This is a genomic window from Enterobacter sp. JS8-1, assembly GCF_049187015.1.
GTDB lineage: Bacteria > Pseudomonadota > Gammaproteobacteria > Enterobacterales > Enterobacteriaceae > Enterobacter > Enterobacter mori.
Window position 1 is genome coordinate 4,184,921 of record NZ_CP185805.1, and the last position, 19,413, is coordinate 4,204,333.

Below are 19,413 nucleotides of genomic sequence, written 5' to 3' on the forward strand. Positions count from 1 at the left end.
AAACATTTACTTACATCCGGACATAAATGTGACTTAGAGCACATTCGGAATGGAACGCAATTTCACTCAGGAATAATGTATGAGCACACAATCAACGGGGCTTTTTGCGCGCCTGGCGCAGGGGAGCCTGGTTAAACAAATTCTGGTAGGACTGGTACTCGGGATCCTGCTGGCGCTGGTGTCAAAACCTGCTGCTATCGCGACGGGCTTGCTGGGTACGCTGTTTGTTGGTGCACTGAAAGCCGTCGCACCGGTTCTGGTACTGATGCTGGTGATGGCGTCAATCGCTAACCACCAGCACGGACAAAAAACCAACATTCGCCCTATTCTGTTCCTGTATCTGCTGGGAACCTTCTCTGCTGCCTTAACGGCCGTGGTGTTTAGCTTCCTGTTCCCGTCCACGCTGCACCTGACCAGCGCGGCCGGTGATATCACCCCGCCGTCCGGCATTGTCGAAGTGCTTCGTGGCCTGCTGATGAGCATGGTCACTAACCCGATTGATGCCCTGCTGAATGCAAACTACATTGGCATCCTGGTCTGGGCAATTGGCCTGGGCTTCGCGCTGCGTCACGGCAACGAGACCACGAAAAACCTGGTTAACGACGTGTCGAACGCCGTGACCTTTATGGTGAAAATTGTTATTCGTTTTGCGCCAATCGGGATTTTCGGTCTGGTCTCCTCCACGCTGGCAACCACCGGGTTTGAAACCCTGTGGGGATACGCACAGCTTCTGATCGTGCTGATTGGCTGTATGCTGCTGGTCGCGCTGGTCATTAACCCACTGCTGGTGTTCTGGCAGATCCGCCGCAACCCGTATCCGCTGGTGCTGACCTGCCTGCGCGAGAGCGGCGTGTACGCCTTCTTCACCCGCAGTTCGGCGGCGAACATTCCGGTCAACATGGCGCTGGCAGAGAAGCTGAACCTGGACCGCGACACGTATTCCGTGTCGATCCCACTGGGTGCAACCGTGAACATGGCGGGCGCAGCAATCACTATTACCGTGCTAACACTTGCGGCGGTGCATACGCTGGGTATTCCGGTGGATCTACCGACCGCACTGCTGCTGAGCGTGGTGGCGTCGCTCTGTGCCTGTGGCGCATCGGGCGTGGCGGGCGGTTCGCTGCTGCTGATCCCGCTGGCGTGTAATATGTTTGGCATCCCGAACGAGATCGCGATGCAGGTTGTGGCCGTCGGCTTTATCATCGGCGTGCTGCAGGACTCCTGCGAAACCGCGCTGAACTCCTCTACCGACGTGCTGTTTACCGCAGCGGCCTGTCAGGCGGAAGACGCGCGTTTAGCGAAGAATGCCCTGCGAGGTTAACAGCAAAACGGCAACCCTGAGGTTGCCGTTTTTAGTGTTTGTTCCCTCTCCCCGTGGGAGAGGGCCAGGGTGAGGGCATCAGGCCGCACCGATTAAAGCGTCACACCACTCTTAAAAATCGCCAGCTCGCGGAAGTCATTCTTTTCGTTACAGGTCTGCTTCCCGTTCGCAAATTCCACGATAGTGTCCACAAACTCCGTCAGCAGCTGTGGCATCCCTTTACCGTGGATCAGTTGGCCCGCATCAAAGTCGATCCAGTGTTTTTTCTTTGTCGCCAGCTCGCTATTGGTGGCGATTTTCACCGTCGGCACAAACCCGCCATACGGCGTACCGCGACCGGTACTGAACAGCACCATATGACAGCCCGCTCCCGCCAGCGCGCTGGTGGCGACCGCATCGTTGCCCGGTGCGCTGAGCAGGTTCAGCCCGTGCGTTTTCAGGCGCTCGCCGTAGCGCAGCACGTCCACCACCTGGCTCGCGCCCGCTTTCTGTGTGCAGCCGAGAGATTTCTCTTCCAGCGTGGTAATCCCGCCCGCTTTGTTGCCCGGCGACGGGTTCTCATAAATCGGCTGATTATGGGCGATGAAGTACTGTTTGAAGTCGTTCACCATGGTGACGGTTTTCTCAAACGTCTCTTCGTCGCGGCAGTGGCTCATCAGAATACGCTCCGCGCCGAACATTTCCGGCACTTCGGTCAGCACCGTGGTGCCGCCGTTAGCGATGACATAGTCGGAGAAACGGCCGAGCATCGGGTTAGCGGTAATGCCGGAAAGACCATCAGACCCGCCGCACTCCAGACCAAACTTCAGCTCGCTCAGCTTGCCCGGCTCGCGCTTGTCATGGCGTATGACGTCATACAACTGATGAAGCTGCTCCACGCCCGCTTCCACTTCGTCATCCTGATGCTGGCACACCATAAAATGCACGCGCTCAGGGTCGAATTCCCCCAGCGTGTCGCGGAAAGCGTCAACCTGATTGTTCTCGCAGCCAAGGCCAATCACCAGCACCGCGCCTGCGTTCGGGTGGCGCACCATGTTTTGCAGCATGGTGCGGGTATTGATGTGGTCGTCGCCCAGTTGCGAGCAGCCGTAGGTATGGCTGAACAAATGCACGCCGTCAGTGCCTTCGGCATCGTTGGTCTCTTTCAGGAAACGCGTCTGAATTTGACGCGCAATCCCGTTCACGCAGCCGACGGTCGGGAGGATCCACAGTTCATTGCGGATCCCCACCTCGCCGCTGGCGCGACGGTAGATCTGCACGTCACGATCTGCCGCCTGTCCGGCTTCCGCCTGGAAATCAGGTTGATAGCTGTACTCGTCCAGATCGCTCAGATTGGTGCGAGTATTGTGGGAGTGAATATATTCACCCGGTGCAATATCCGCCAGCGCATGACCGATGGGCAAACCGTACTTCACCACGTTCTCCCCTTTCGCAATGGGGATCAGGGCAAACTTGTGTCCACGCCCAATGGCCTGGCGCAACGTGACCGACTGACCGTCGAACGTGACGTTCGTTCCTTCGGTCAAATCCGCCAGCGCGACGGCCACGTTATCCAGCGAATGGATTTTGATGTATTGCATATCAACCTCAGACGGCCTTAGTTCAGTTCAATGGCGAAGTAGTCACGCGCATTGTTAAAGCAGATGTTTTTCACCATTTCGCCCAGCAGCTGGATATCCGCTGGCGCTTCGCCCGCGTGCACCCAGCGGCCAATCATCTGGCACAGAATGCGGCGGAAGTATTCATGGCGGGTATAGGACAGGAAGCTGCGGCTGTCGGTCAGCATGCCGACAAAGCGGCTCAGCAGGCCAAGCTGCGCCAGCTGCGTCATTTGACGCTCCATGCCGTCTTTCTGATCGTTGAACCACCAGCCGGAGCCGAACTGCATCTTGCCCGGCATCCCTTCGCCCTGGAAGTTGCCGACCATGGTACCCAGCACTTCGTTATCGCGCGGGTTCAGGCAGTAGAGGATGGTTTTTGGCAGCAGATTTTGCTCGTTCTGTTTGCTCAGCAGTTTGGACAGCTCTTCCGCCAGCGGACGGTCGTTAATGGAGTCGAAGCCCACATCCGCACCGATCAGTTTGAACTGGCGCTGGTTGTTATTGCGCAGCGCGCCGATATGGTACTGCTGTACCCAGCCGCGACGGGCGTATTCCGCACCGAGGAACACCAGCACCGCCGTTTTGAATTTGGCAATTTCATGCTCGCTCAGCGTTTCGCCGGAGAGACGACGCGCCAGGATGCTGTCCAGCTCGGCTTCGTTTGATTCGGCAAACAGCACCACGTCCAGCGCGTGGTCAGAGACTTTACAGCCGTGCGCCGCAAAGTGATCCAGGCGTTTGGTCAGCGCGGTTTGCAGGTCAGTAAAACGACGAATATCGGTATCGGACACTTCCGCCAGCTTCGCCATGTAGTCAGTGAAGGTGGCCTGCTCAATGTTGAAGGCTTTATCCGGGCGCCAGCTTGGCAGCACTTTAATGTCGAAAGAGGTGTCTTTCGCAACGACGGCGTGGTGCTCGAGCGAATCGACAGGATCGTCGGTGGTGCCGACCATCTTCACGTTCATCTGCTTCATGATGCCGCGTGCGGAGAACTGTTCCTGCGCCAGCAGCGCGTTGCATTGATCCCAGATTTCATCCGCAGTAGCGGGAGAAAGCAGTTTACCGGTGATGCCAAATGGACGACGCAGTTCAAGATGCGTCCAGTGGTATAGCGGGTTGCCGATGGTATGCGGAACGGTGGCCGCCCAGGCGTCAAACTTCTCCCGATCGGTGGCATCGCCGGTGCACAGGCGCTCAGCGACGCCGTTGGTGCGCATCGCGCGCCATTTATAGTGGTCACCCTTCAGCCAGATATCATACAGGTTTTTGAATCGGTAATTTTCGGCAACCTGCTGCGGCGGTAAATGGCAGTGGTAGTCGAAAATCGGCTGGTCCTTTGCGTAGTCGTGGTACAGGCGGCGAGCAAATTCAGTGTCTAACAGAAAATCGTCGGTCATAAACGGCGTCATTATCGTCTTCCTCATTACGGGAGCGTCAGAAAGCGTATGTTCATATGCTGCAAAGTTATCACACCAATTTCCACCCACCGAAGTTTTTTTCGTGAGTCAGATCAATAAACGTCGACAAAAAAATTACCCCAAATGGAGTAAACCCTCTCACAAGCCGCGCCAATACTGGCTTTGCTCGCACCGCGGAATATCCCTACAAAGATTCACACATTTGTGATGTCACTCACCTTTTAAAGTTGTATGACAAGTTATCGTTTCGCCGTCGCAAACACTACGCCGACGGAATGCATTGCTGGTGTCAATAACATCAGATTTAACGGTACGGAAACCGACTTATGCACGATGACTTATGGCAAGGTTCGGGCCGTTCCGGGACATATCCCGGTTATGCCCCTCCCGTTACTGAACAACTCCCGGCAACGGTTGAGTTGTTACCGTGTTCTGGCACGGAAATAACATAACGATGAGGTTTTACATGCGTAAAATTAAAGGGTTACGTTGGTATATGATCGCACTGGTGACGCTCGGCACCGTGCTGGGCTACCTGACGCGTAACACAGTGGCAGCAGCGGCTCCAACGTTGATGGAAGAGTTGCACATCACCACGCAGCAATACTCCTACATCATTGCGGCTTATTCCGCGGCTTATACCATCATGCAGCCTGTTGCAGGCTATGTTCTGGATATTCTGGGTACCAAAATCGGCTATGCCTTCTTCGCCGTAGCATGGGCGATTTTCTGCGGTGCAACCGCACTTGCAGGCAGCTGGGGCGGCCTGGCGCTGGCGCGTGGTGCAGTCGGTGCGGCTGAAGCCGCCATGATCCCGGCGGGCCTGAAGGCTAGCTCCGAATGGTTCCCGGCAAAAGAGCGTTCCATCGCTGTAGGTTACTTTAACGTCGGCTCGTCTATCGGCGCGATGATTGCGCCGCCGCTGGTGGTCTGGGCTATCGTGATGCACAGCTGGCAGATGGCGTTCATCATCTCTGGCGTACTGAGCTTTGCATGGGCAATGGCGTGGCTGGTGTTCTATAAACACCCGCGCGACCAGAAAAAACTCTCTGAAGAAGAACGTGAATACATCATTGGTGGTCAGGAATCTCAGCATCAGACCAACAACGGCAAAAAAATGACCGTCTGGCAGATCCTGGGCACCCGTCAGTTCTGGGGTATCGCCCTGCCGCGCTTCCTGGCAGAACCGGCCTGGGGTACCTTCAACGCCTGGATCCCGCTGTTCATGTTTAAAGTGTACGGCTTTAACCTGAAAGAGATCGCGATGTTCGCCTGGATGCCGATGCTGTTCGCAGACCTGGGCTGTATCGTGGGCGGCTACCTGCCACCGCTGTTCCAGCGCTGGTTTGGGGTGAACCTGATTGTCTCCCGTAAAATGGTCGTCACCATGGGCGCCCTGCTGATGATCGGCCCTGGCATGATCGGCCTGTTCACCAGCCCATATGTGGCTATCGCCCTGCTGTGCATTGGTGGCTTTGCGCACCAGTCCCTGTCCGGCGCGCTGATTACGCTCTCGTCTGACGTCTTCGGTCGTAACGAAGTGGCAACGGCCAACGGCCTGACCGGTATGGCGGCATGGACCGCTAGCACCATGTTTGCGCTGGTGGTCGGTGCCCTGGCAGATACCATTGGCTTTAGCCCGCTGTTCGCGGTGCTGGCTATCTTCGACCTGATGGGTGCGGTGGTTATCTGGACGGTGCTGAAAAGTAAATCCGCAGACGAACTGGCGAAAGAGTCCCTCGGGAAACCCGCTACGCAGAGTTAGCATTGTTGTGCCGGGAGCCGGCAAAATCTCCTCAAAAGCCGCCTCCGGGCGGCTTTTTTCATGGCGAAATCTGGAGACTGGCTCGCAAAAGTGGTATAACAAATCATCCGCCGTACCCTGCCTGGAGCGCATATGGAAATCACCGAACCACGTCGTTTATATCAACAACTTGCTGCCGAGCTGAAAGATCGCATCGAGCAAGGCGTCTATCTTGTCGGTGATAAACTTCCCGCTGAGCGCTTTATTGCGGATGAAAAGAGCGTGAGCCGCACGGTGGTGCGAGAAGCCATTATCATGCTGGAAGTGGAAGGCTACGTTGAGGTACGCAAAGGCTCCGGCATTCATGTGATTTCCAACCAGGCAAAACACTCCCCGGCACCGGACGAAAATCTGGAATTTGCCAGCTACGGTCCGTTTGAGCTGCTCCAGGCTCGCCAGCTGATCGAGAGTAATATTGCCGAATTCGCCGCTACGCAGGTCACCAAGCAGGACATCATGAAGCTGATGGAGATCCAGGAAAACGCGCGTAAAGAAAAATGTTTCCGCGATTCAGAATGGGATCTTCAGTTCCACGTCCAGGTAGCGCTGGCCACGCAGAATACGGCGCTGGCCGCAATCGTGGAAAAAATGTGGACTCAGCGCGTTCATAACCCGTACTGGAAGAAACTGCACGATCATATCGATTCGCGCACCGTGGATAACTGGTGCGACGATCACGATCAAATCCTTAAGGCACTGATTCGCAAAGATCCGCATGCGGCTAAACTGGCGATGTGGCAGCATCTGGAAAACACCAAACTGATGTTGTTTAACGAGACCAGCGACGACTTCGAATTTAACGCTGACCGCTATCTTTTTGCCGATAATCCCGTGGTTCATCTCGATACCGCATCCAGTCAGGCAAAATAGTCTCCCTTTCTGCTGGCAGGCGCTTCGCTGCGCCTGATGCCGAACAGGGGTAAGCAAAACATATATAGTGTCAGCCTTTGTAAAATCCCTCGCTCCCTTCCAGGCCTTACGCCAAAATCACTTCACCCCTGCAAATTCTGTGACGCAGAACGTCGGGCTTTGTTACAATTGGATTCACTTCGTTATTTTGTAAGTTAGTGCTTGCTAACCAGCCAATTAACAGGGAACAGTGTTGGCCACACACCAATGTGTCCGCGAGCGACCATAATGAAATCACAACAATGTCGCCGTGCTGTTTTTCCCGGATTACAGGCGTGACGTTAACCGATTTCCAGGAACACTGAATGGAACTTTTGACCCAACTACTGAATGCCCTGTGGGCTCAGGATTTCGAAACGCTGGCCAACCCTTCCATGATTGGCATGCTTTATTTTGTCCTGTTTATGATTCTGTTCCTTGAGAACGGACTGCTTCCTGCCGCCTTTTTACCGGGCGACAGTCTGCTGGTGCTGGTAGGCGTACTCTGTGCGAAAGGGGCGATGGCCTTCCCGCAAACCGTATTGCTGTTAACCATTGCGGCCAGCCTGGGCTGCTGGGTGAGCTACATTCAGGGGCGATGGCTGGGCAACACGCGGATCGTACAAAACTGGCTTTCGCATCTTCCGGCGCATTACCACCAGCGCGCGCACCATCTTTTCCATAAGCACGGGCTTTCGGCGCTGCTGATGGGCCGTTTTATCGCTTTTGTCCGTACTCTACTTCCCACCATCGCCGGGCTGTCCGGTCTGAGCAGTACCCGCTTCCAGTTCTTTAACTGGATGAGCGGCCTGTTATGGGTACTGATCCTTACCACGTTGGGCTACGCGCTGGGCAAAACCCCGGTCTTCATGAAGTATGAAGATCAGTTGATGTCCTGCCTGATGTTGTTACCGGTGGTCCTGCTGGTCTTTGGCCTGGTGGGCTCGCTGGTTGTCCTGTGGAAAAAGAAATACGGCGCCAGGGGTTAACCATGGTTATCTCCCCGCTCGCCCTGCGTCGCGTCTCTTACGCCATGATCGCGCTGATGATGTTCAGCGTCCTGATCCTGGCATGGGCTGCGCTGCAGCATCAGGAATCGACGCTGGCAATACGTCCGGTGAATCAGGGCGCCAGCGTGCCGGATGGTTTTTCCATCTGGCATCATCTGGACGCCAACGGGATCCGCTTTAAAAGCATTACGCCGCAAGACGACGTGCTGCTGATAAAATTTGACTCCAGCGCGCAGAGCGCAGCGGCAAAAGCCGTGCTCGACAGAACGCTGCCGCAGGGTTATATCATTGCGCAGCAGGAAGACGACAGCCATGTTGCCTCCTGGATGTCGCTGCTACGCGATACGTCGCATCGGTTTGGTTAATTACCAGGATTCCGAATCTTTTCACTTACTTTGGTGATTACGCCGTTTACTTACTATGCTTAAGTACGCGGAGCACCCCTCAGATGTTCTCCGCATAGTTCTGGATCACGGCTCACGCCGTAACACAATGGAAGGTTTCGATAATGAAATTCCGCATTACCCTGGCTCTGGCCCTTTTTTCTTTAAGCACAGCTTCATACGCCACCTCTCTCTGTCAGGAGAAAGAACAGGATATTCAGCGCGAGATCGGTTATGCCGAAAAGCATAATAATCAGCACCGCGTTGATGGCCTGAAGAAAGCGTTAAGCGAAGTGAAAGCCAACTGTTCCGACAGCAAGCTGCGTGCCGATCACCAGAAAAAAATCGCTGAACAGAAGGACGAGATAGCCGAGCGCCGTCAAGACCTGCAGGAAGCGAAAGAGAAAGGGGATGCGGAAAAAATTGCCAAGCGCGAGAAGAAGTTGAAAGAAGCGCAGGACGACCTGAAAGCGCTGGAAGCTCGCGATTATTGAGTTAACGGAAATCTCAACAGGAGAGAATCATGTCAAAAGATACTACGTCAGAAAACCTGCGCGCTGAACTGAAATCACTGGCAGACACCCTGGAAGAGGTACTTAGCTCTTCTGCCGATAAGTCGAAAGAAGAGGTCAGCAAACTTCGTAGCAAAGCGGAGCAGGCGCTGAAAGAGAGCCGTTATCGCCTCGGTGAAACCGGCGATGCGTTAGCTAAACAGACCCGTGAAGCCGCCGCGCGCGCTGACGAATATGTTCGCGACAATCCGTGGACGGGTGTGGGTATTGGCGCTGCCGTTGGTGTAGTGCTGGGTGTCCTGCTGACGCGTCGTTGATTATGGAAGATCCTCGTCACGCACAAGGGCCTGCTAATAACGTCCTCGGTATCGGCCAGCGTATATTAACCACGCTGGTCGGCATTGCCGAAACGCGCGTCCGGCTGGCAGTGGTTGAACTGGAAGAGGAGAAAGCCAATCTCTTCCAGATGCTGCTCATGCTCGGGCTCACCATGCTCTTCGCCGCGTTCGGTCTGATGAGCCTGATGGTATTAATCATCTGGGCTATCGACCCGCAGTATCGTCTTAACGCGATGATCGCCACCACGGTGGTGTTACTGGTTGCGGCATTGATTGGCGGCATCTGGACAATGCGTAAAGCACGCAGGTCCACCTTCCTGCGCCACACGCGCCAGGAGCTGGCTAACGATCGTTCGCTGCTGGAGGATGACAAGCCGTGAGCGATAAAGCCGAACGTCAAAAGCGAAAAGCGTATCTGCTAAGCCAGATCCAACAGCAACGGCTGGATCTGTCCGCCGGTCGTCGCGACTGGATCGAGGCAACACGTCCGTTCGACCGGGGCTGGAACACCTTCCTGAGCCTGCGTTCCTGGGCGCTGGTGGGCAGCAGCGTGATGGCTATCTGGACGGTTCGTCATCCTAATATGCTGATCCGCTGGGCACGTCGCGGCTTTGGTGCCTGGAGCGCCTGGCGTCTGGTGAAAGCAACGTTGCGGCAGCAGCAGCTGCGGTGATAAAAGCAAAACGGTAACTCAGGTTACCGTTTTTTGTTTTTGCGCCCTCTCCCTGTGGCAGAGGGTTGGGGTGAGGGCACCAGCGCGCACCTCCCTTACTCAATATCTTTGATAAAGATTGACAGTTTTCCTTGCTAACAATTGTCCCCCGCCCCGTTTATTATCCTCTCCATCGACAGCAAAGCCGCGGTATCTACCCGGAATTGCAGACAAATAAAGTTCAGCCGCTGATGTGGTTTCCTGGAGAGTAAAATGAAAAAATTAGAAGATGTTGGTGTACTGGTAGCACGTATTCTGATGCCAATTCTGTTCATCGTGGCAGGTTGGGGAAAAATCACCGGTTACGCGGGTACCCAGCAATATATGGAAGCCATGGGCGTGCCGGGGTTCCTGCTGCCTTTGACCATCCTGCTTGAGTTCGGCGGCGGCCTGGCAGTGCTGTTCGGCTTCCTGACCCGTACCACCGCGCTGTTCACCGCAGGCTTCACCCTGCTGACGGCTTTCCTGTTCCACAGCAACTTTGCGGAAGGCGTGAACTCTCTGATGTTCATGAAAAACCTGACCATCGCGGGTGGCTTCCTGCTGCTGGCCATCACTGGCCCAGGCGCATACAGCATCGACCGCCTTCTGAATAAGAAGTGGTAAGCACGCTATACTGATTGAACCCAAAGCGAGGAGATATCTCCTCGCTTTTGCTATCTGACGGAGGAGAAAAAAATGGGACAACTCGTAGACGGCGTCTGGCAGGATGTCTGGTATGACACCAAATCCACCGGGGGTCGCTTCAAGCGCTCTGTTTCGGCCTTCCGTAACTGGCTGACCGCCGACGGCGCACCTGGCCCGAGCGGCGAAGGCGGCTTCGCGGCAGAAAAAGACCGTTATCATCTCTATGTTTCTCTCGCCTGCCCGTGGGCACACCGCACGCTGATTGTGCGCAAGCTTAAGGGGCTCGAATCCTTCATTCCGGTTTCGGTGGTCAACCCGCTGATGCTGGAAAACGGCTGGACGTTCGACAGTGATTTTCCTGCCGCCACCGGTGACGACCTTTATCACCACGATTTTCTCTACCAGCTTTACCTGCGCGCCGATCCACACTACACCGGACGCGTCACCGTACCGGTATTGTGGGACAAGAAAAACCAAACGATCGTCAGCAACGAATCGGCGGAGATCATCCGCATGTTCAACACCGCGTTTGATGCCCACGGTGCCCGCGCCGGTGATTATTACCCGGTTGAGCTACGCGATAAAATTGACGAGCTGAACGGCTGGATCTACGACAACGTGAACAACGGCGTCTACAAGGCCGGTTTTGCCACCAGCCAGGAAGCGTATGACGAAGCGGTTGGAAAGGTGTTTGAATCGCTGGAGCGCCTGGAGCAGATCCTCGGCCAACATCGCTACCTGACGGGCGACCAACTGACGGAAGCGGACATCCGCCTGTGGACGACGCTGGTGCGTTTTGATCCGGTGTACGTCACCCACTTTAAGTGTGATAAACACCGCATCAGCGATTATCTGAACCTGTATGGTTTCCTGCGCGATATCTACCAGATGCCGGGTATCGCCGAAACGGTCGACTTCGACCATATTCGCACCCACTATTTCCGCAGCCACAAGACGATTAACCCAACGGGCATCATCTCCATTGGGCCATGGCAGGATCTGGATGAACCTCACGGGCGCGACGTCCGTTTTGGATAAATATTCAGGGAATCAATTGATTCCCTTTTTTAATTTATAACATGCATCTATCCTTACCTCGATCGCTTAGAAAACAAGTGATTGACTGACTAATGAGGCAAGGAAAATGGACTGGTATTTAAACGTACTGCGCAACTACATTGGATTTGGTGGCCGCGCCCGCCGCAAAGAGTACTGGATGTTCGTTCTGGTGAACTTCATCCTCGCCCTGGTGTTGAGTATTGTGGACAAAATTCTGGGCTGGGAGCGTGCCGGGGGAGAAGGCATTCTCACCACGATTTATGGCGTATTTATTATGCTGCCTTCCTGGGCGGTTCAGTTCCGACGCCTGCACGATACCGATCGTTCAGCCTGGTGGCTCTTGCTGCTGTTGATCCCGATCGTGGGCTGGATTGTGATCCTGGTCTTCAACTGTCAGAACGGCACGCCGGGTGAAAACCGCTTTGGTCCGGATCCGAAGATCGGCGCATAAAAAAAGCCCGGTGGCGCTTCGCTTACCGGGCCTACAAATTACGATTTTATTTATTGTGGTGGACAAAAAGCTTTGGTATTTCGCGCAGGCACCAGGATTTGGCTTCGCCCATGCTGTCGCGTCGCCACGCCATAATGATATCCACCTCGCTGGTGTATTCCGGGCTGACAACGCGCAGCCGCCCTTCCGCAATGTCCTTTTCAACAAAAGGATAAGGCATCGTCGCGACACCCAGCCCGGCCAGCAATGCCTGACGCTTATCTTCCAGCGACGTGACGGTTAAACGCGGCTGTTTATCCAGCAGCTGTACCGTTAACACCGGACGTTCACGGGCGGTATCCGCTACCGCAACGCCACGATACTTCACGCGCGTAACCTCCGAAAGCGGCTCCGGCTCCTGATGGATCGGGTGATCAGGCGCGGCGACATAAACGTTCATCACGCTATAGAGCTTGCGGGAGTTAATTTCTGACGAAGAACGGAAGTGCATGTCCGGCGCAATAACAATATCCGCCCTGCCCGTTTCCAGACGCTCCCACGCCCCTGCCAGCACCTCGGTAATGATCGACAGCTGCGTATTGGCTTTCGCAGCCAGGCGGTCCACCAGCGGGAACAGCGCTTCACTCGGCACCAGCGCTTCGGTAACTAACGTCAGATGGGTTTCCCAGCCGCGCGCCAGCGCTTCGGCGTCCGTCGTGAGTTTATCCGCCGCTTCCAGCAGCACACGACCGCGCTCCAGCAGCATGCGGCCAACGTTCGTGAATTTTGTTCGATGGCCGGAGCGGTCAAACAGCACCACGTCCAGCTCTTCCTCCAGCTTCTGCATGGTGTAGCTCAGCGCAGACGGAACGCGCCCCAGTTCATCTGCCGCCGCAGCAAAACTGCCGCGTCGGTCAATCGCGTCCATGACGCGCAGCGCCTCAAGCGTCAATGCTCTCTCTTTAGCCATCTCGTTCTCATTCAGGAAATTTGAACATACCGGGCAGAATATCTGGCTAACAATGCAGCGTCCATACCTTTACCATTGTTTTAGTGTAAAGAGAGGTCAAGTTTATGATTACGACAAGAACAGCTAAACAGTGCGGACAAGCCGATTTCGGTTGGCTGCAGGCCCGCTACACCTTTTCCTTTGGACACTACTTTGACCCTAAACTCCTCGGTTACGCTTCATTGCGCGTGTTGAACCAGGAAGTGCTCGCTCCGGGCGCCTCCTTCCAGCCGCGTACGTATCCGAAAGTCGATATCCTGAACCTGATCCTGGAAGGCGAGGCAGAATACCGCGATAGCGAGGGCAATCATGTCCAGGCAAAGGCTGGCGAAGCGTTGTTAATTTCCACGCAGCCGGGCATCAGCTACAGCGAGCATAACCTCAGCAAAGACAAAACGCTGACCCGCATGCAGCTGTGGCTGGACGCCTGCCCTGAGCGGGAAAATCCGCTGGTGCAGAAGATAGATTTAACGGACGATAAACAGCAGCTGATTGCGTCGCCGGACGGCAGCAAAGGCAGTTTGCAGCTGCGTCAGCAGGTGTGGCTGCACCACATCGAACTGAAGAAAGGTGAACAGGCGAGCTTCCAGCTTCACGGTCCGCGCGCCTATCTGCAGTCGATTCACGGTACGGTGCATGCAGTGACTCACACGGAAGAGAAAGAAGCGCTCACCTGCGGTGACGGGGCGTTTATTCGTGATGAAGCGAATATCACCCTGGTGGCGGATACGCCGCTGCGCGCGCTGCTGATTGATTTGCCGGTTTAGAGAACGCCCTCACCCTAACCCTCTCCCACAGGGAGAGGGAACCGATCGAGCCACGGCAGAATCATCCAGCACCGTACGCGACGACGAAATTACTCTGCCAGCGCGTTAGCCATATCGGTTCTGATCTGCTTACGCTGTTCCGGCGTCAATACCTGGCTGACGTCGAAGTAATATTTCACGCGGTAATAACGGGTCTGCTCTTCAATTTTGCTGAATGCGGTAAGCTGGCTTTTCACCGTACTTTCGTCCCATTTACCCGCCTGGAACATGTCGATCAGCGCGCCGTCCTTTACGCCCGTCATCGGGATCTTACTGACATTCTGTTCCAGTTGCTCATGCAGACCTTCAATTTTCTTCACCTGCTCATTGCTGAGCTTCAGGTGCTGTACCAGCGGATCCTGCGATGGAGACGGGGCTGCCTCAACGTTCGCGGCCTGCGCGGTAAAACTGCACACCGCCAACGACGCTGCAACCAAAGCAATACGGGTCATTTTCATCATCTTACTGTCCTTACATTTTGTTATTGGGAAAAGCAGGAACATTGTTTTTCAAGAGCGGATGAATATGTGTGAGTAATTATATAAACAATTTTGTATGTTTAGCGGGCAAAAAAATGCCCCCTGCGTTGAGGGGGCATGAGAACTCGCTTTTAGATAGACTGGGTAAACGTTCTCGAAATCACATCCTGCTGCTGCTCGCGCGTCAGGGCGTTAAACCGCACCGCATAACCCGAAACGCGGATGGTCAGGTTCGGGTAATTTTCCGGATGCGCAATGGCATCCAGCAGCATTTCCCTGTTCATGACGTTGACGTTCAGATGCTGCCCGCCCTCGATGGCCGCTTCGTGATGGAAATACCCGTCCAGCAGCCCGACAAGATTGGTTTTGCGCACCAGCTCATCCTTGCCCAGCGCCTGCGGCACGATGGAGAAGGTGTACGAGATCCCGTCTTTGGCATAGGTGAAAGGCAGCTTGGCAACCGACGTTAGCGATGCCACCGCCCCTTTTCTGTCGCGGCCGTGCATCGGGTTCGCGCCAGGCGCAAACGGCGTGCCGCCGCGGCGTCCGTCCGGCGTGTTCCCGGTCTTCTCGCCGTACACCACGTTGGAGGTGATGGTCAGGACCGACTGGGTTGGCACCGCGTTGCGGTAGGTTGGCAGCGCCTGAATTTTCTTCATAAAACGCTCCACCAGGTCGCAGGCGATGCTGTCCACGCGGTCGTCGTTGTTGCCGTACTGCGGATAGTCCCCTTCAATCACGAAATCGACCGCCAGACCGGTATGGTCGCGCACCGGTTTCACCGTGGCGTATTTAATGGCCGACAGGGAATCCGCCGCCACCGACAGCCCGGCAATGCCGCAGGCCATGGTGCGATAGACGTCCCGGTCGTGCAGCGCCATCAGCGAGGCTTCGTAGCTGTACTTATCATGCATGTAGTGAATGAGATTCAGGGCGCTGATGTACTGCACCGCCAGCCAGTCCATAAAGTGATCGAGGCTCGCCATCACGGTGTCGTAATCCAGCACGTCGTCCAGCAGCGGCTCGGTTTTCGGACCGACCTGAATCTTCAGCTTCTCGTCCACCCCGCCGTTGATCGCGTACAGCAGCGTTTTGGCGAGGTTGGCGCGCGCGCCAAAGAACTGCATCTGCTTGCCGATGACCATCGGGCTGACGCAGCAGGCAATGGCGTAGTCGTCGCTGTTGAAGTCCGCACGCATCAGGTCGTCGTTCTCATACTGCAGCGACGAGGTGACGATGGATACCTGCGCGGCGTATTTCTTGAACGCGATCGGCAGCTGTTCTGACCAGAGGATCGTCAGGTTCGGCTCCGGTGCAGGCCCCATGGTGTGCAGGGTGTGCAGATAGCGGAAGCTGTTTTTGGTCACCAACGTGCGCCCGTCCAGCCCCATGCCGCCGATCACTTCCGTCGCCCAGATCGGATCGCCGGAGAAGAGCGTGTCGAACTCCGGCGTGCGCAGGAAGCGCACCATGCGGATCTTCATGATGAAGTGGTCGATCAGCTCCTGCGCCTGGACTTCATTCAGCCTTCCTGCCTGCATGTCGCGTTCAATGTAGATATCGAGGAACGAGGCCGTGCGCCCCAGCGACATCGCCCCGCCGTTCTGGGATTTCACCGCGGCAAGGTAGGCAAAATAGACCCACTGCACCGCTTCCTGGGCGTTTATCGCCGGACGTGAGATATCAAAGCCGTAGTTCGCCGCCATCTGCTGGATCTGCAGCAGCGCGCGTTTGTGCTCCGCCAGCTCCTCACGCAGTCGGATCGTCGCCTCGAGATCTTCCCCGCGCTCCAGTTTCCCCTGCAGATCCGCAAACTGCAGTTCACGCTCGCGCACCAGATAAGCGATCCCATATAGCGCCACGCGGCGATAGTCGCCGATGATGCGCCCGCGCCCGTAGCCGTCCGGCAAACCGGTCAGTACGCCGGATTTACGGCAGCGCATCATCTCCGGCGAGTAGACGTCAAACACGCCCTGGTTGTGGGTTTTGCGCAGGTCGGTAAACAGGTATTCGAACTGCGGATCCATCTCGCGGCCATAGGCTTCGAACGAGCTGCGGATCATGTTGATCCCACCGTACGGGTGCAGCGCGCGCTTGAGCGGCTTATCGGTTTGCAGACCAACGATCGTCTCCAGATCCTGGTCGATGTAGCCCGGCCCGTGGGCCGTAATGGTGGTGGCAATGTTGGTGTCAAAATCCACCGGGGCGTGGGTGGCATTCTCCTGGCGAATGCCGACCATTACCTTCTGCCACAGCGCCGTCGTTGCTGGCGTCGCCTGCGCGAGGAAAGCTTCATCGCCTTCATAAGGGGTGTAGTTATGCTGAATAAAATCGCGGACGTTGACGGCGTTTTTCCATTCTTCACCGCGAAACCCGGCCCATGCGTCGCTGTAGGGTGCGACGCCCGTATCGATTGTTACTTTCATGTGATTCTCGCTTTATCAGGCGTAAGCCGCAGCCGGGGCAACCTTCCCAAGACGGAGGGCGTCCAGCGCGATCATTTTTTCTTCGTTGGTAGGGACAACCGCGCAGGCCACGCGGGACGACTCGGTGCTAATGACGCGCTCACCCGCGCTGCCCGGCAGGGCATTTTTGGCATCGTCGAGGATGATGCCAAAGACTTTCAGGCGTTCCGCCACCAGCGCGCGGACAAGCTTCGAGTTTTCGCCAATGCCGCCGGTAAAGACCACCCCATCCAGGCGGTGCAGCGACGCCGCGTGACCCGCAATGTGCCGCGCAATACGGTGAACGAAGGTATGGATAGCCAGCTGTGCCCGCTCGCTGCCTTCGTGCCAGGCTTTCTCCAGCGCGCGCAGGTCTGAAGAGATGCCGGAGATCCCCAGCAGCCCGGACTCTTTATTGACCACGCGCTCCAGATCTTCAAACGACTGGCCGGTCTGCTGGGCAATCCACGCCATCGCACCGAAGTCCACATCGCCGCAGCGCGTGCCCATCACCAGCCCTTCCAGCGGCGTCATCCCCATTGAGGTATCGACGCTTTCGCCGTTGCGCACCGCGCAGATGGACGCCCCGTTCCCGAGATGGGCAATCACCAACCCGCTGTCATCGGGGGACAGCCCGAGAAGCGTATGCGCCTGCGCGGCCACGTAACGGTGAGAGGTCCCGTGGAAGCCGTAGCGGCGCACGCCCAGCGCTTCAAAATAGCGGTACGGTAGACCGTACAGATACGCCTGCGGCGGCAGCGTCTGGTGGAAGCTGGTATCAAATACCGCCACCTGCTGCACGCCCGGGAACAGGCGCTCTGCGGCTTCCACGCCGCTCAGGTTGGCGTAGTTATGCAGCGGCGCCAGCGGGGAGACCTGGCGGATCTGCGCAATCACCTCTTCCGTGATCAGGGTCGACTCGCTGAAGAGGTCGCCGCCGTGCGCAATGCGGTGGCCAATTAAGGCCACGCTGCTCATCAGGTTACGCTTCTCCAGCTCCAGGGCGATGGCAGCCAGCGCCCCTTCGTAGTCCTGGTGAGCCAGTCGGACCGGCTCACCCCCGTTCACGGAAATAAAGGCCTTCTCGGTGTTGATCCCGTCCGCAATCCCCGTCATCAGGGCATCGCAGCTGCTGGCGTCGAGCACCGAAAACTTAACAGAGGACGATCCGCAGTTAATAACCAGTACTACCGGAAACTCAATCATCATGTGACTCCGCTCTTCCTGAGCAATGGGTTAGAACAGTTTGTAAACGATATTCAGAATGGTCAGCAGGCCAACCACAGTAACGAAGATGTTCTCGGTACGGCCTTTGTATTTCGCCAGCGCCGGTGCTTTGCGGATGGCGTACATCGGCAGCAGGCACAGCAGAGAGGCGATGATTGGCGCGCCCATGGCTTCAATAAGGTCCAGAATGTTCGGGTTGGCGTAGGCCACAACCCAGGTGGAGCCCATGATGAAGATCATACTGATGGTGTTCAGCTTGCCGACGGAAACTTTCTTCTTATCGCCCTTATAGCCGAACTTAAGGACCAGACCGTTCAGCCCTTCCAGCGTGCCGAGGTAGTGACCAAAGAAGGATTTGAAGATAGCGACCAGCGCAATGATGGACGCGCCGTATTCCAGCACGGTGGCGAAGGTAGATTTAGTGCCTGACAGCGACGCGAAGTGGTTCGCCAGATAAGAGAGCACCGGAATGTTCTGCGCTTTGGCGTCCGCCATGTTCTGCGGAGAGAGGGTGAACAGGCAGCTGAAGGCGAAGAACATCACCACGGCCACCATCAGCAGGCTGGCGCGGCCGATGATTTTGGAACATTTCTGCTCGGTGAACTCTTTCCCGAACTCAGGTTCGTACTCTTCGCGCTTGGAGACCACAAACGAGGAGACGATAGGCGAGAAGTTGAAGGAGAAGACCATGATGGAGATCCCCAGCCATACGGTGACCAGAATGCCGTCATGACCGGTGAAGGCGATATCGCTCAGGTTGACCTGGTCGATCACCGCCGAGTTCCAGTAAGGGATCAGCGACAGGGAAATCAGCACCAGGCTGGCGATAAACGGGAACACCAGGAAGCTCATGACCTTCACCATCAGGTCTTTACCAAACCAGATAACAAAGGCCATCAGCAGCAGCAGGAACAGCGCCACAAAGCCACGGTTCAGCGCGGGCAGCTGGAGCTGGTTTTCCCAGAAGGTCATGAAGGTGTTGGTAATAGTGACACCGTAAATCCACAGCAGCGGGCAAATCGCAAAGAAGTAGAGGAACGTGATCACCACCCCGCCGGTCTTACCGAAGTGCTCTTCTACCGTTTCGGTGATGTTGCCCGAGACGTTACTGCCTGACAGACACAGGCGCGCCAGCGCCCGGTGGCAGTAGAACGCAATTGGGAACGCGAGAACCAGCATCAGCAGAATAGGGATCAGGCCACCGAAGCCTGCGCGAATGGGGAAGAACAGCACGCCCGCGCCAATGGCGGTACCAAACAGGCCAAGCGTCCAGGTGGTATCAGACTTACGCCAGGAGGACGTTTTTGTCTGGCCAACGATAATGCTTTCTGTGTTGCTCATAGGT

At 56.1% G+C, this 19,413-nt stretch carries 20 protein-coding genes; 13 read left to right on the forward strand and 7 right to left on the reverse strand.

Features of this window, described 5'->3' with window-relative positions; translation table 11 throughout:
- Window positions 1–79: 79 nt before the first annotated feature.
- Window positions 80–1,321 carry a serine/threonine transporter SstT gene (gene sstT / locus ACOQH0_RS19915; protein WP_010435872.1) on the forward strand — a complete coding sequence of 414 codons (1,242 nt, stop codon included), beginning with the start codon at window positions 80–82 and terminating at the stop codon, window positions 1,319–1,321.
- A gap of 92 nt (window positions 1,322–1,413) precedes the next feature.
- Here the strand turns inward: sstT and ACOQH0_RS19920 are convergent, their stop codons facing one another.
- Window positions 1,414–2,901 carry a UxaA family hydrolase gene (locus ACOQH0_RS19920; protein WP_421511076.1) on the reverse strand — a complete coding sequence of 496 codons (1,488 nt, stop codon included), beginning with the start codon at window positions 2,899–2,901 and terminating at the stop codon, window positions 1,414–1,416.
- 17 nt (window positions 2,902–2,918) lie between these two features.
- The gene (gene uxaC, locus ACOQH0_RS19925; protein ID WP_421511077.1) at window positions 2,919–4,331 is read right to left on the reverse strand and encodes a glucuronate isomerase; all 1,413 of its coding nucleotides are present in this window, start codon (window positions 4,329–4,331) and stop codon (window positions 2,919–2,921) included.
- 475 nt (window positions 4,332–4,806) lie between these two features.
- Between uxaC and ACOQH0_RS19930 the strand changes: the two genes are divergently transcribed.
- From ACOQH0_RS19930 to ACOQH0_RS19980, 11 genes are all read left to right on the forward strand, one after another.
- Window positions 4,807–6,105 (forward strand): MFS transporter, encoded by a 1,299-nt coding sequence (locus tag ACOQH0_RS19930; RefSeq protein ID WP_089600214.1) that lies wholly within the window; start codon window positions 4,807–4,809, stop codon window positions 6,103–6,105.
- Between the two features lie 132 nt (window positions 6,106–6,237).
- Window positions 6,238–7,014, forward strand: a complete 777-nt coding sequence (exuR, locus tag ACOQH0_RS19935; protein ID WP_010435883.1) for a transcriptional regulator ExuR — start codon at window positions 6,238–6,240, stop codon at window positions 7,012–7,014.
- A 344-nt stretch (window positions 7,015–7,358) separates the two neighbouring features.
- A complete protein-coding gene (yqjA, locus tag ACOQH0_RS19940; protein ID WP_010435886.1) occupies window positions 7,359–8,021 on the forward strand; it encodes a DedA family general envelope maintenance protein YqjA in 663 nt (220 codons plus the stop codon).
- A gap of 2 nt (window positions 8,022–8,023) precedes the next feature.
- Window positions 8,024–8,407, forward strand: a complete 384-nt coding sequence (gene mzrA, locus ACOQH0_RS19945; RefSeq protein WP_010435888.1) for an EnvZ/OmpR regulon moderator MzrA — start codon at window positions 8,024–8,026, stop codon at window positions 8,405–8,407.
- A gap of 143 nt (window positions 8,408–8,550) precedes the next feature.
- Window positions 8,551–8,919 carry a DUF1090 domain-containing protein gene (locus ACOQH0_RS19950; RefSeq protein ID WP_108416154.1) on the forward strand — a complete coding sequence of 123 codons (369 nt, stop codon included), beginning with the start codon at window positions 8,551–8,553 and terminating at the stop codon, window positions 8,917–8,919.
- Between the two features lie 29 nt (window positions 8,920–8,948).
- Entirely contained in the window at window positions 8,949–9,254 is a 306-nt protein-coding gene (locus ACOQH0_RS19955; protein WP_010435890.1) for a DUF883 family protein, read from the forward strand.
- A gap of 2 nt (window positions 9,255–9,256) precedes the next feature.
- A complete protein-coding gene (locus ACOQH0_RS19960; RefSeq protein ID WP_010435891.1) occupies window positions 9,257–9,655 on the forward strand; it encodes a phage holin family protein in 399 nt (132 codons plus the stop codon).
- Window positions 9,652–9,948 (forward strand): YqjK-like family protein, encoded by a 297-nt coding sequence (locus tag ACOQH0_RS19965; protein ID WP_010435892.1) that lies wholly within the window; start codon window positions 9,652–9,654, stop codon window positions 9,946–9,948. Before ACOQH0_RS19960 ends, ACOQH0_RS19965 begins: the two co-directional genes overlap by 4 nt.
- A 252-nt stretch (window positions 9,949–10,200) precedes the next feature.
- Complete coding sequence (locus ACOQH0_RS19970) at window positions 10,201–10,593, forward strand: DoxX family protein (protein WP_010435893.1); 393 nt, start codon at window positions 10,201–10,203, stop codon at window positions 10,591–10,593.
- Between the two features lie 72 nt (window positions 10,594–10,665).
- Window positions 10,666–11,652 (forward strand): glutathione S-transferase family protein, encoded by a 987-nt coding sequence (locus ACOQH0_RS19975; protein ID WP_421511078.1) that lies wholly within the window; start codon window positions 10,666–10,668, stop codon window positions 11,650–11,652.
- 106 nt (window positions 11,653–11,758) lie between these two features.
- Window positions 11,759–12,124, forward strand: a complete 366-nt coding sequence (locus tag ACOQH0_RS19980) for a DUF805 domain-containing protein (RefSeq protein ID WP_131633430.1) — start codon at window positions 11,759–11,761, stop codon at window positions 12,122–12,124.
- Between the two features lie 46 nt (window positions 12,125–12,170).
- On the opposite strand, the gene yhaJ is transcribed toward ACOQH0_RS19980, so the two are convergent.
- Entirely contained in the window at window positions 12,171–13,073 is a 903-nt protein-coding gene (gene yhaJ, locus ACOQH0_RS19985) for a DNA-binding transcriptional regulator YhaJ (RefSeq protein WP_421511079.1), read from the reverse strand.
- 104 nt (window positions 13,074–13,177) lie between these two features.
- On the opposite strand from yhaJ, the gene ACOQH0_RS19990 reads away from it, so the two are divergent.
- Window positions 13,178–13,879 (forward strand): pirin family protein, encoded by a 702-nt coding sequence (locus ACOQH0_RS19990; RefSeq protein WP_010435898.1) that lies wholly within the window; start codon window positions 13,178–13,180, stop codon window positions 13,877–13,879.
- A gap of 89 nt (window positions 13,880–13,968) precedes the next feature.
- On the opposite strand, the gene ACOQH0_RS19995 is transcribed toward ACOQH0_RS19990, so the two are convergent.
- The 4 genes from ACOQH0_RS19995 to tdcC all read right to left on the reverse strand — a co-directional run bounded on the left by ACOQH0_RS19995 (window position 13,969) and on the right by tdcC (window position 19,409).
- Window positions 13,969–14,379 (reverse strand): Spy/CpxP family protein refolding chaperone, encoded by a 411-nt coding sequence (locus ACOQH0_RS19995; protein ID WP_420985822.1) that lies wholly within the window; start codon window positions 14,377–14,379, stop codon window positions 13,969–13,971.
- Between the two features lie 149 nt (window positions 14,380–14,528).
- Window positions 14,529–16,823 (reverse strand): formate C-acetyltransferase, encoded by a 2,295-nt coding sequence (gene pflB, locus ACOQH0_RS20000; RefSeq protein ID WP_421511080.1) that lies wholly within the window; start codon window positions 16,821–16,823, stop codon window positions 14,529–14,531.
- 15 nt (window positions 16,824–16,838) lie between these two features.
- Window positions 16,839–18,047: a propionate kinase gene (tdcD, locus tag ACOQH0_RS20005; protein WP_421512381.1), complete on the reverse strand. Its 1,209-nt coding sequence runs from the start codon at window positions 18,045–18,047 to the stop codon at window positions 16,839–16,841.
- Window positions 18,048–18,077: 30 nt separating this feature from the next.
- Window positions 18,078–19,409: a threonine/serine transporter TdcC gene (gene tdcC / locus ACOQH0_RS20010; RefSeq protein ID WP_010435911.1), complete on the reverse strand. Its 1,332-nt coding sequence runs from the start codon at window positions 19,407–19,409 to the stop codon at window positions 18,078–18,080.
- Window positions 19,410–19,413 lie beyond the last annotated feature (4 nt).

What these genes read in the sequence shown, in the direction of transcription:
- ACOQH0_RS19950 (WP_108416154.1), top strand. Translation starts at nt 8,551, where the DNA reads ATGAAATTCCGCATTACCCTGGCTCTGGCCCTTTTTTCTTTAAGCACA.
- yhaJ (WP_421511079.1), bottom strand. Translation starts at nt 13,073, where the DNA reads ATGGCTAAAGAGAGAGCATTGACGCTTGAGGCGCTGCGCGTCATGGAC.
- exuR (WP_010435883.1), top strand. Translation starts at nt 6,238, where the DNA reads ATGGAAATCACCGAACCACGTCGTTTATATCAACAACTTGCTGCCGAG.
- ACOQH0_RS19920 (WP_421511076.1), bottom strand. Translation starts at nt 2,901, where the DNA reads ATGCAATACATCAAAATCCATTCGCTGGATAACGTGGCCGTCGCGCTG.
- ACOQH0_RS19970 (WP_010435893.1), top strand. Translation starts at nt 10,201, where the DNA reads ATGAAAAAATTAGAAGATGTTGGTGTACTGGTAGCACGTATTCTGATG.
- ACOQH0_RS19975 (WP_421511078.1), top strand. Translation starts at nt 10,666, where the DNA reads ATGGGACAACTCGTAGACGGCGTCTGGCAGGATGTCTGGTATGACACC.
- ACOQH0_RS19980 (WP_131633430.1), top strand. Translation starts at nt 11,759, where the DNA reads ATGGACTGGTATTTAAACGTACTGCGCAACTACATTGGATTTGGTGGC.
- uxaC (WP_421511077.1), bottom strand. Translation starts at nt 4,331, where the DNA reads ATGACGCCGTTTATGACCGACGATTTTCTGTTAGACACTGAATTTGCT.
- ACOQH0_RS19960 (WP_010435891.1), top strand. Translation starts at nt 9,257, where the DNA reads ATGGAAGATCCTCGTCACGCACAAGGGCCTGCTAATAACGTCCTCGGT.
- ACOQH0_RS19995 (WP_420985822.1), bottom strand. Translation starts at nt 14,379, where the DNA reads ATGATGAAAATGACCCGTATTGCTTTGGTTGCAGCGTCGTTGGCGGTG.
- yqjA (WP_010435886.1), top strand. Translation starts at nt 7,359, where the DNA reads ATGGAACTTTTGACCCAACTACTGAATGCCCTGTGGGCTCAGGATTTC.
- tdcC (WP_010435911.1), bottom strand. Translation starts at nt 19,409, where the DNA reads ATGAGCAACACAGAAAGCATTATCGTTGGCCAGACAAAAACGTCCTCC.
- ACOQH0_RS19955 (WP_010435890.1), top strand. Translation starts at nt 8,949, where the DNA reads ATGTCAAAAGATACTACGTCAGAAAACCTGCGCGCTGAACTGAAATCA.
- ACOQH0_RS19990 (WP_010435898.1), top strand. Translation starts at nt 13,178, where the DNA reads ATGATTACGACAAGAACAGCTAAACAGTGCGGACAAGCCGATTTCGGT.
- ACOQH0_RS19930 (WP_089600214.1), top strand. Translation starts at nt 4,807, where the DNA reads ATGCGTAAAATTAAAGGGTTACGTTGGTATATGATCGCACTGGTGACG.
- mzrA (WP_010435888.1), top strand. Translation starts at nt 8,024, where the DNA reads ATGGTTATCTCCCCGCTCGCCCTGCGTCGCGTCTCTTACGCCATGATC.
- tdcD (WP_421512381.1), bottom strand. Translation starts at nt 18,047, where the DNA reads ATGATTGAGTTTCCGGTAGTACTGGTTATTAACTGCGGATCGTCCTCT.
- pflB (WP_421511080.1), bottom strand. Translation starts at nt 16,823, where the DNA reads ATGAAAGTAACAATCGATACGGGCGTCGCACCCTACAGCGACGCATGG.
- sstT (WP_010435872.1), top strand. Translation starts at nt 80, where the DNA reads ATGAGCACACAATCAACGGGGCTTTTTGCGCGCCTGGCGCAGGGGAGC.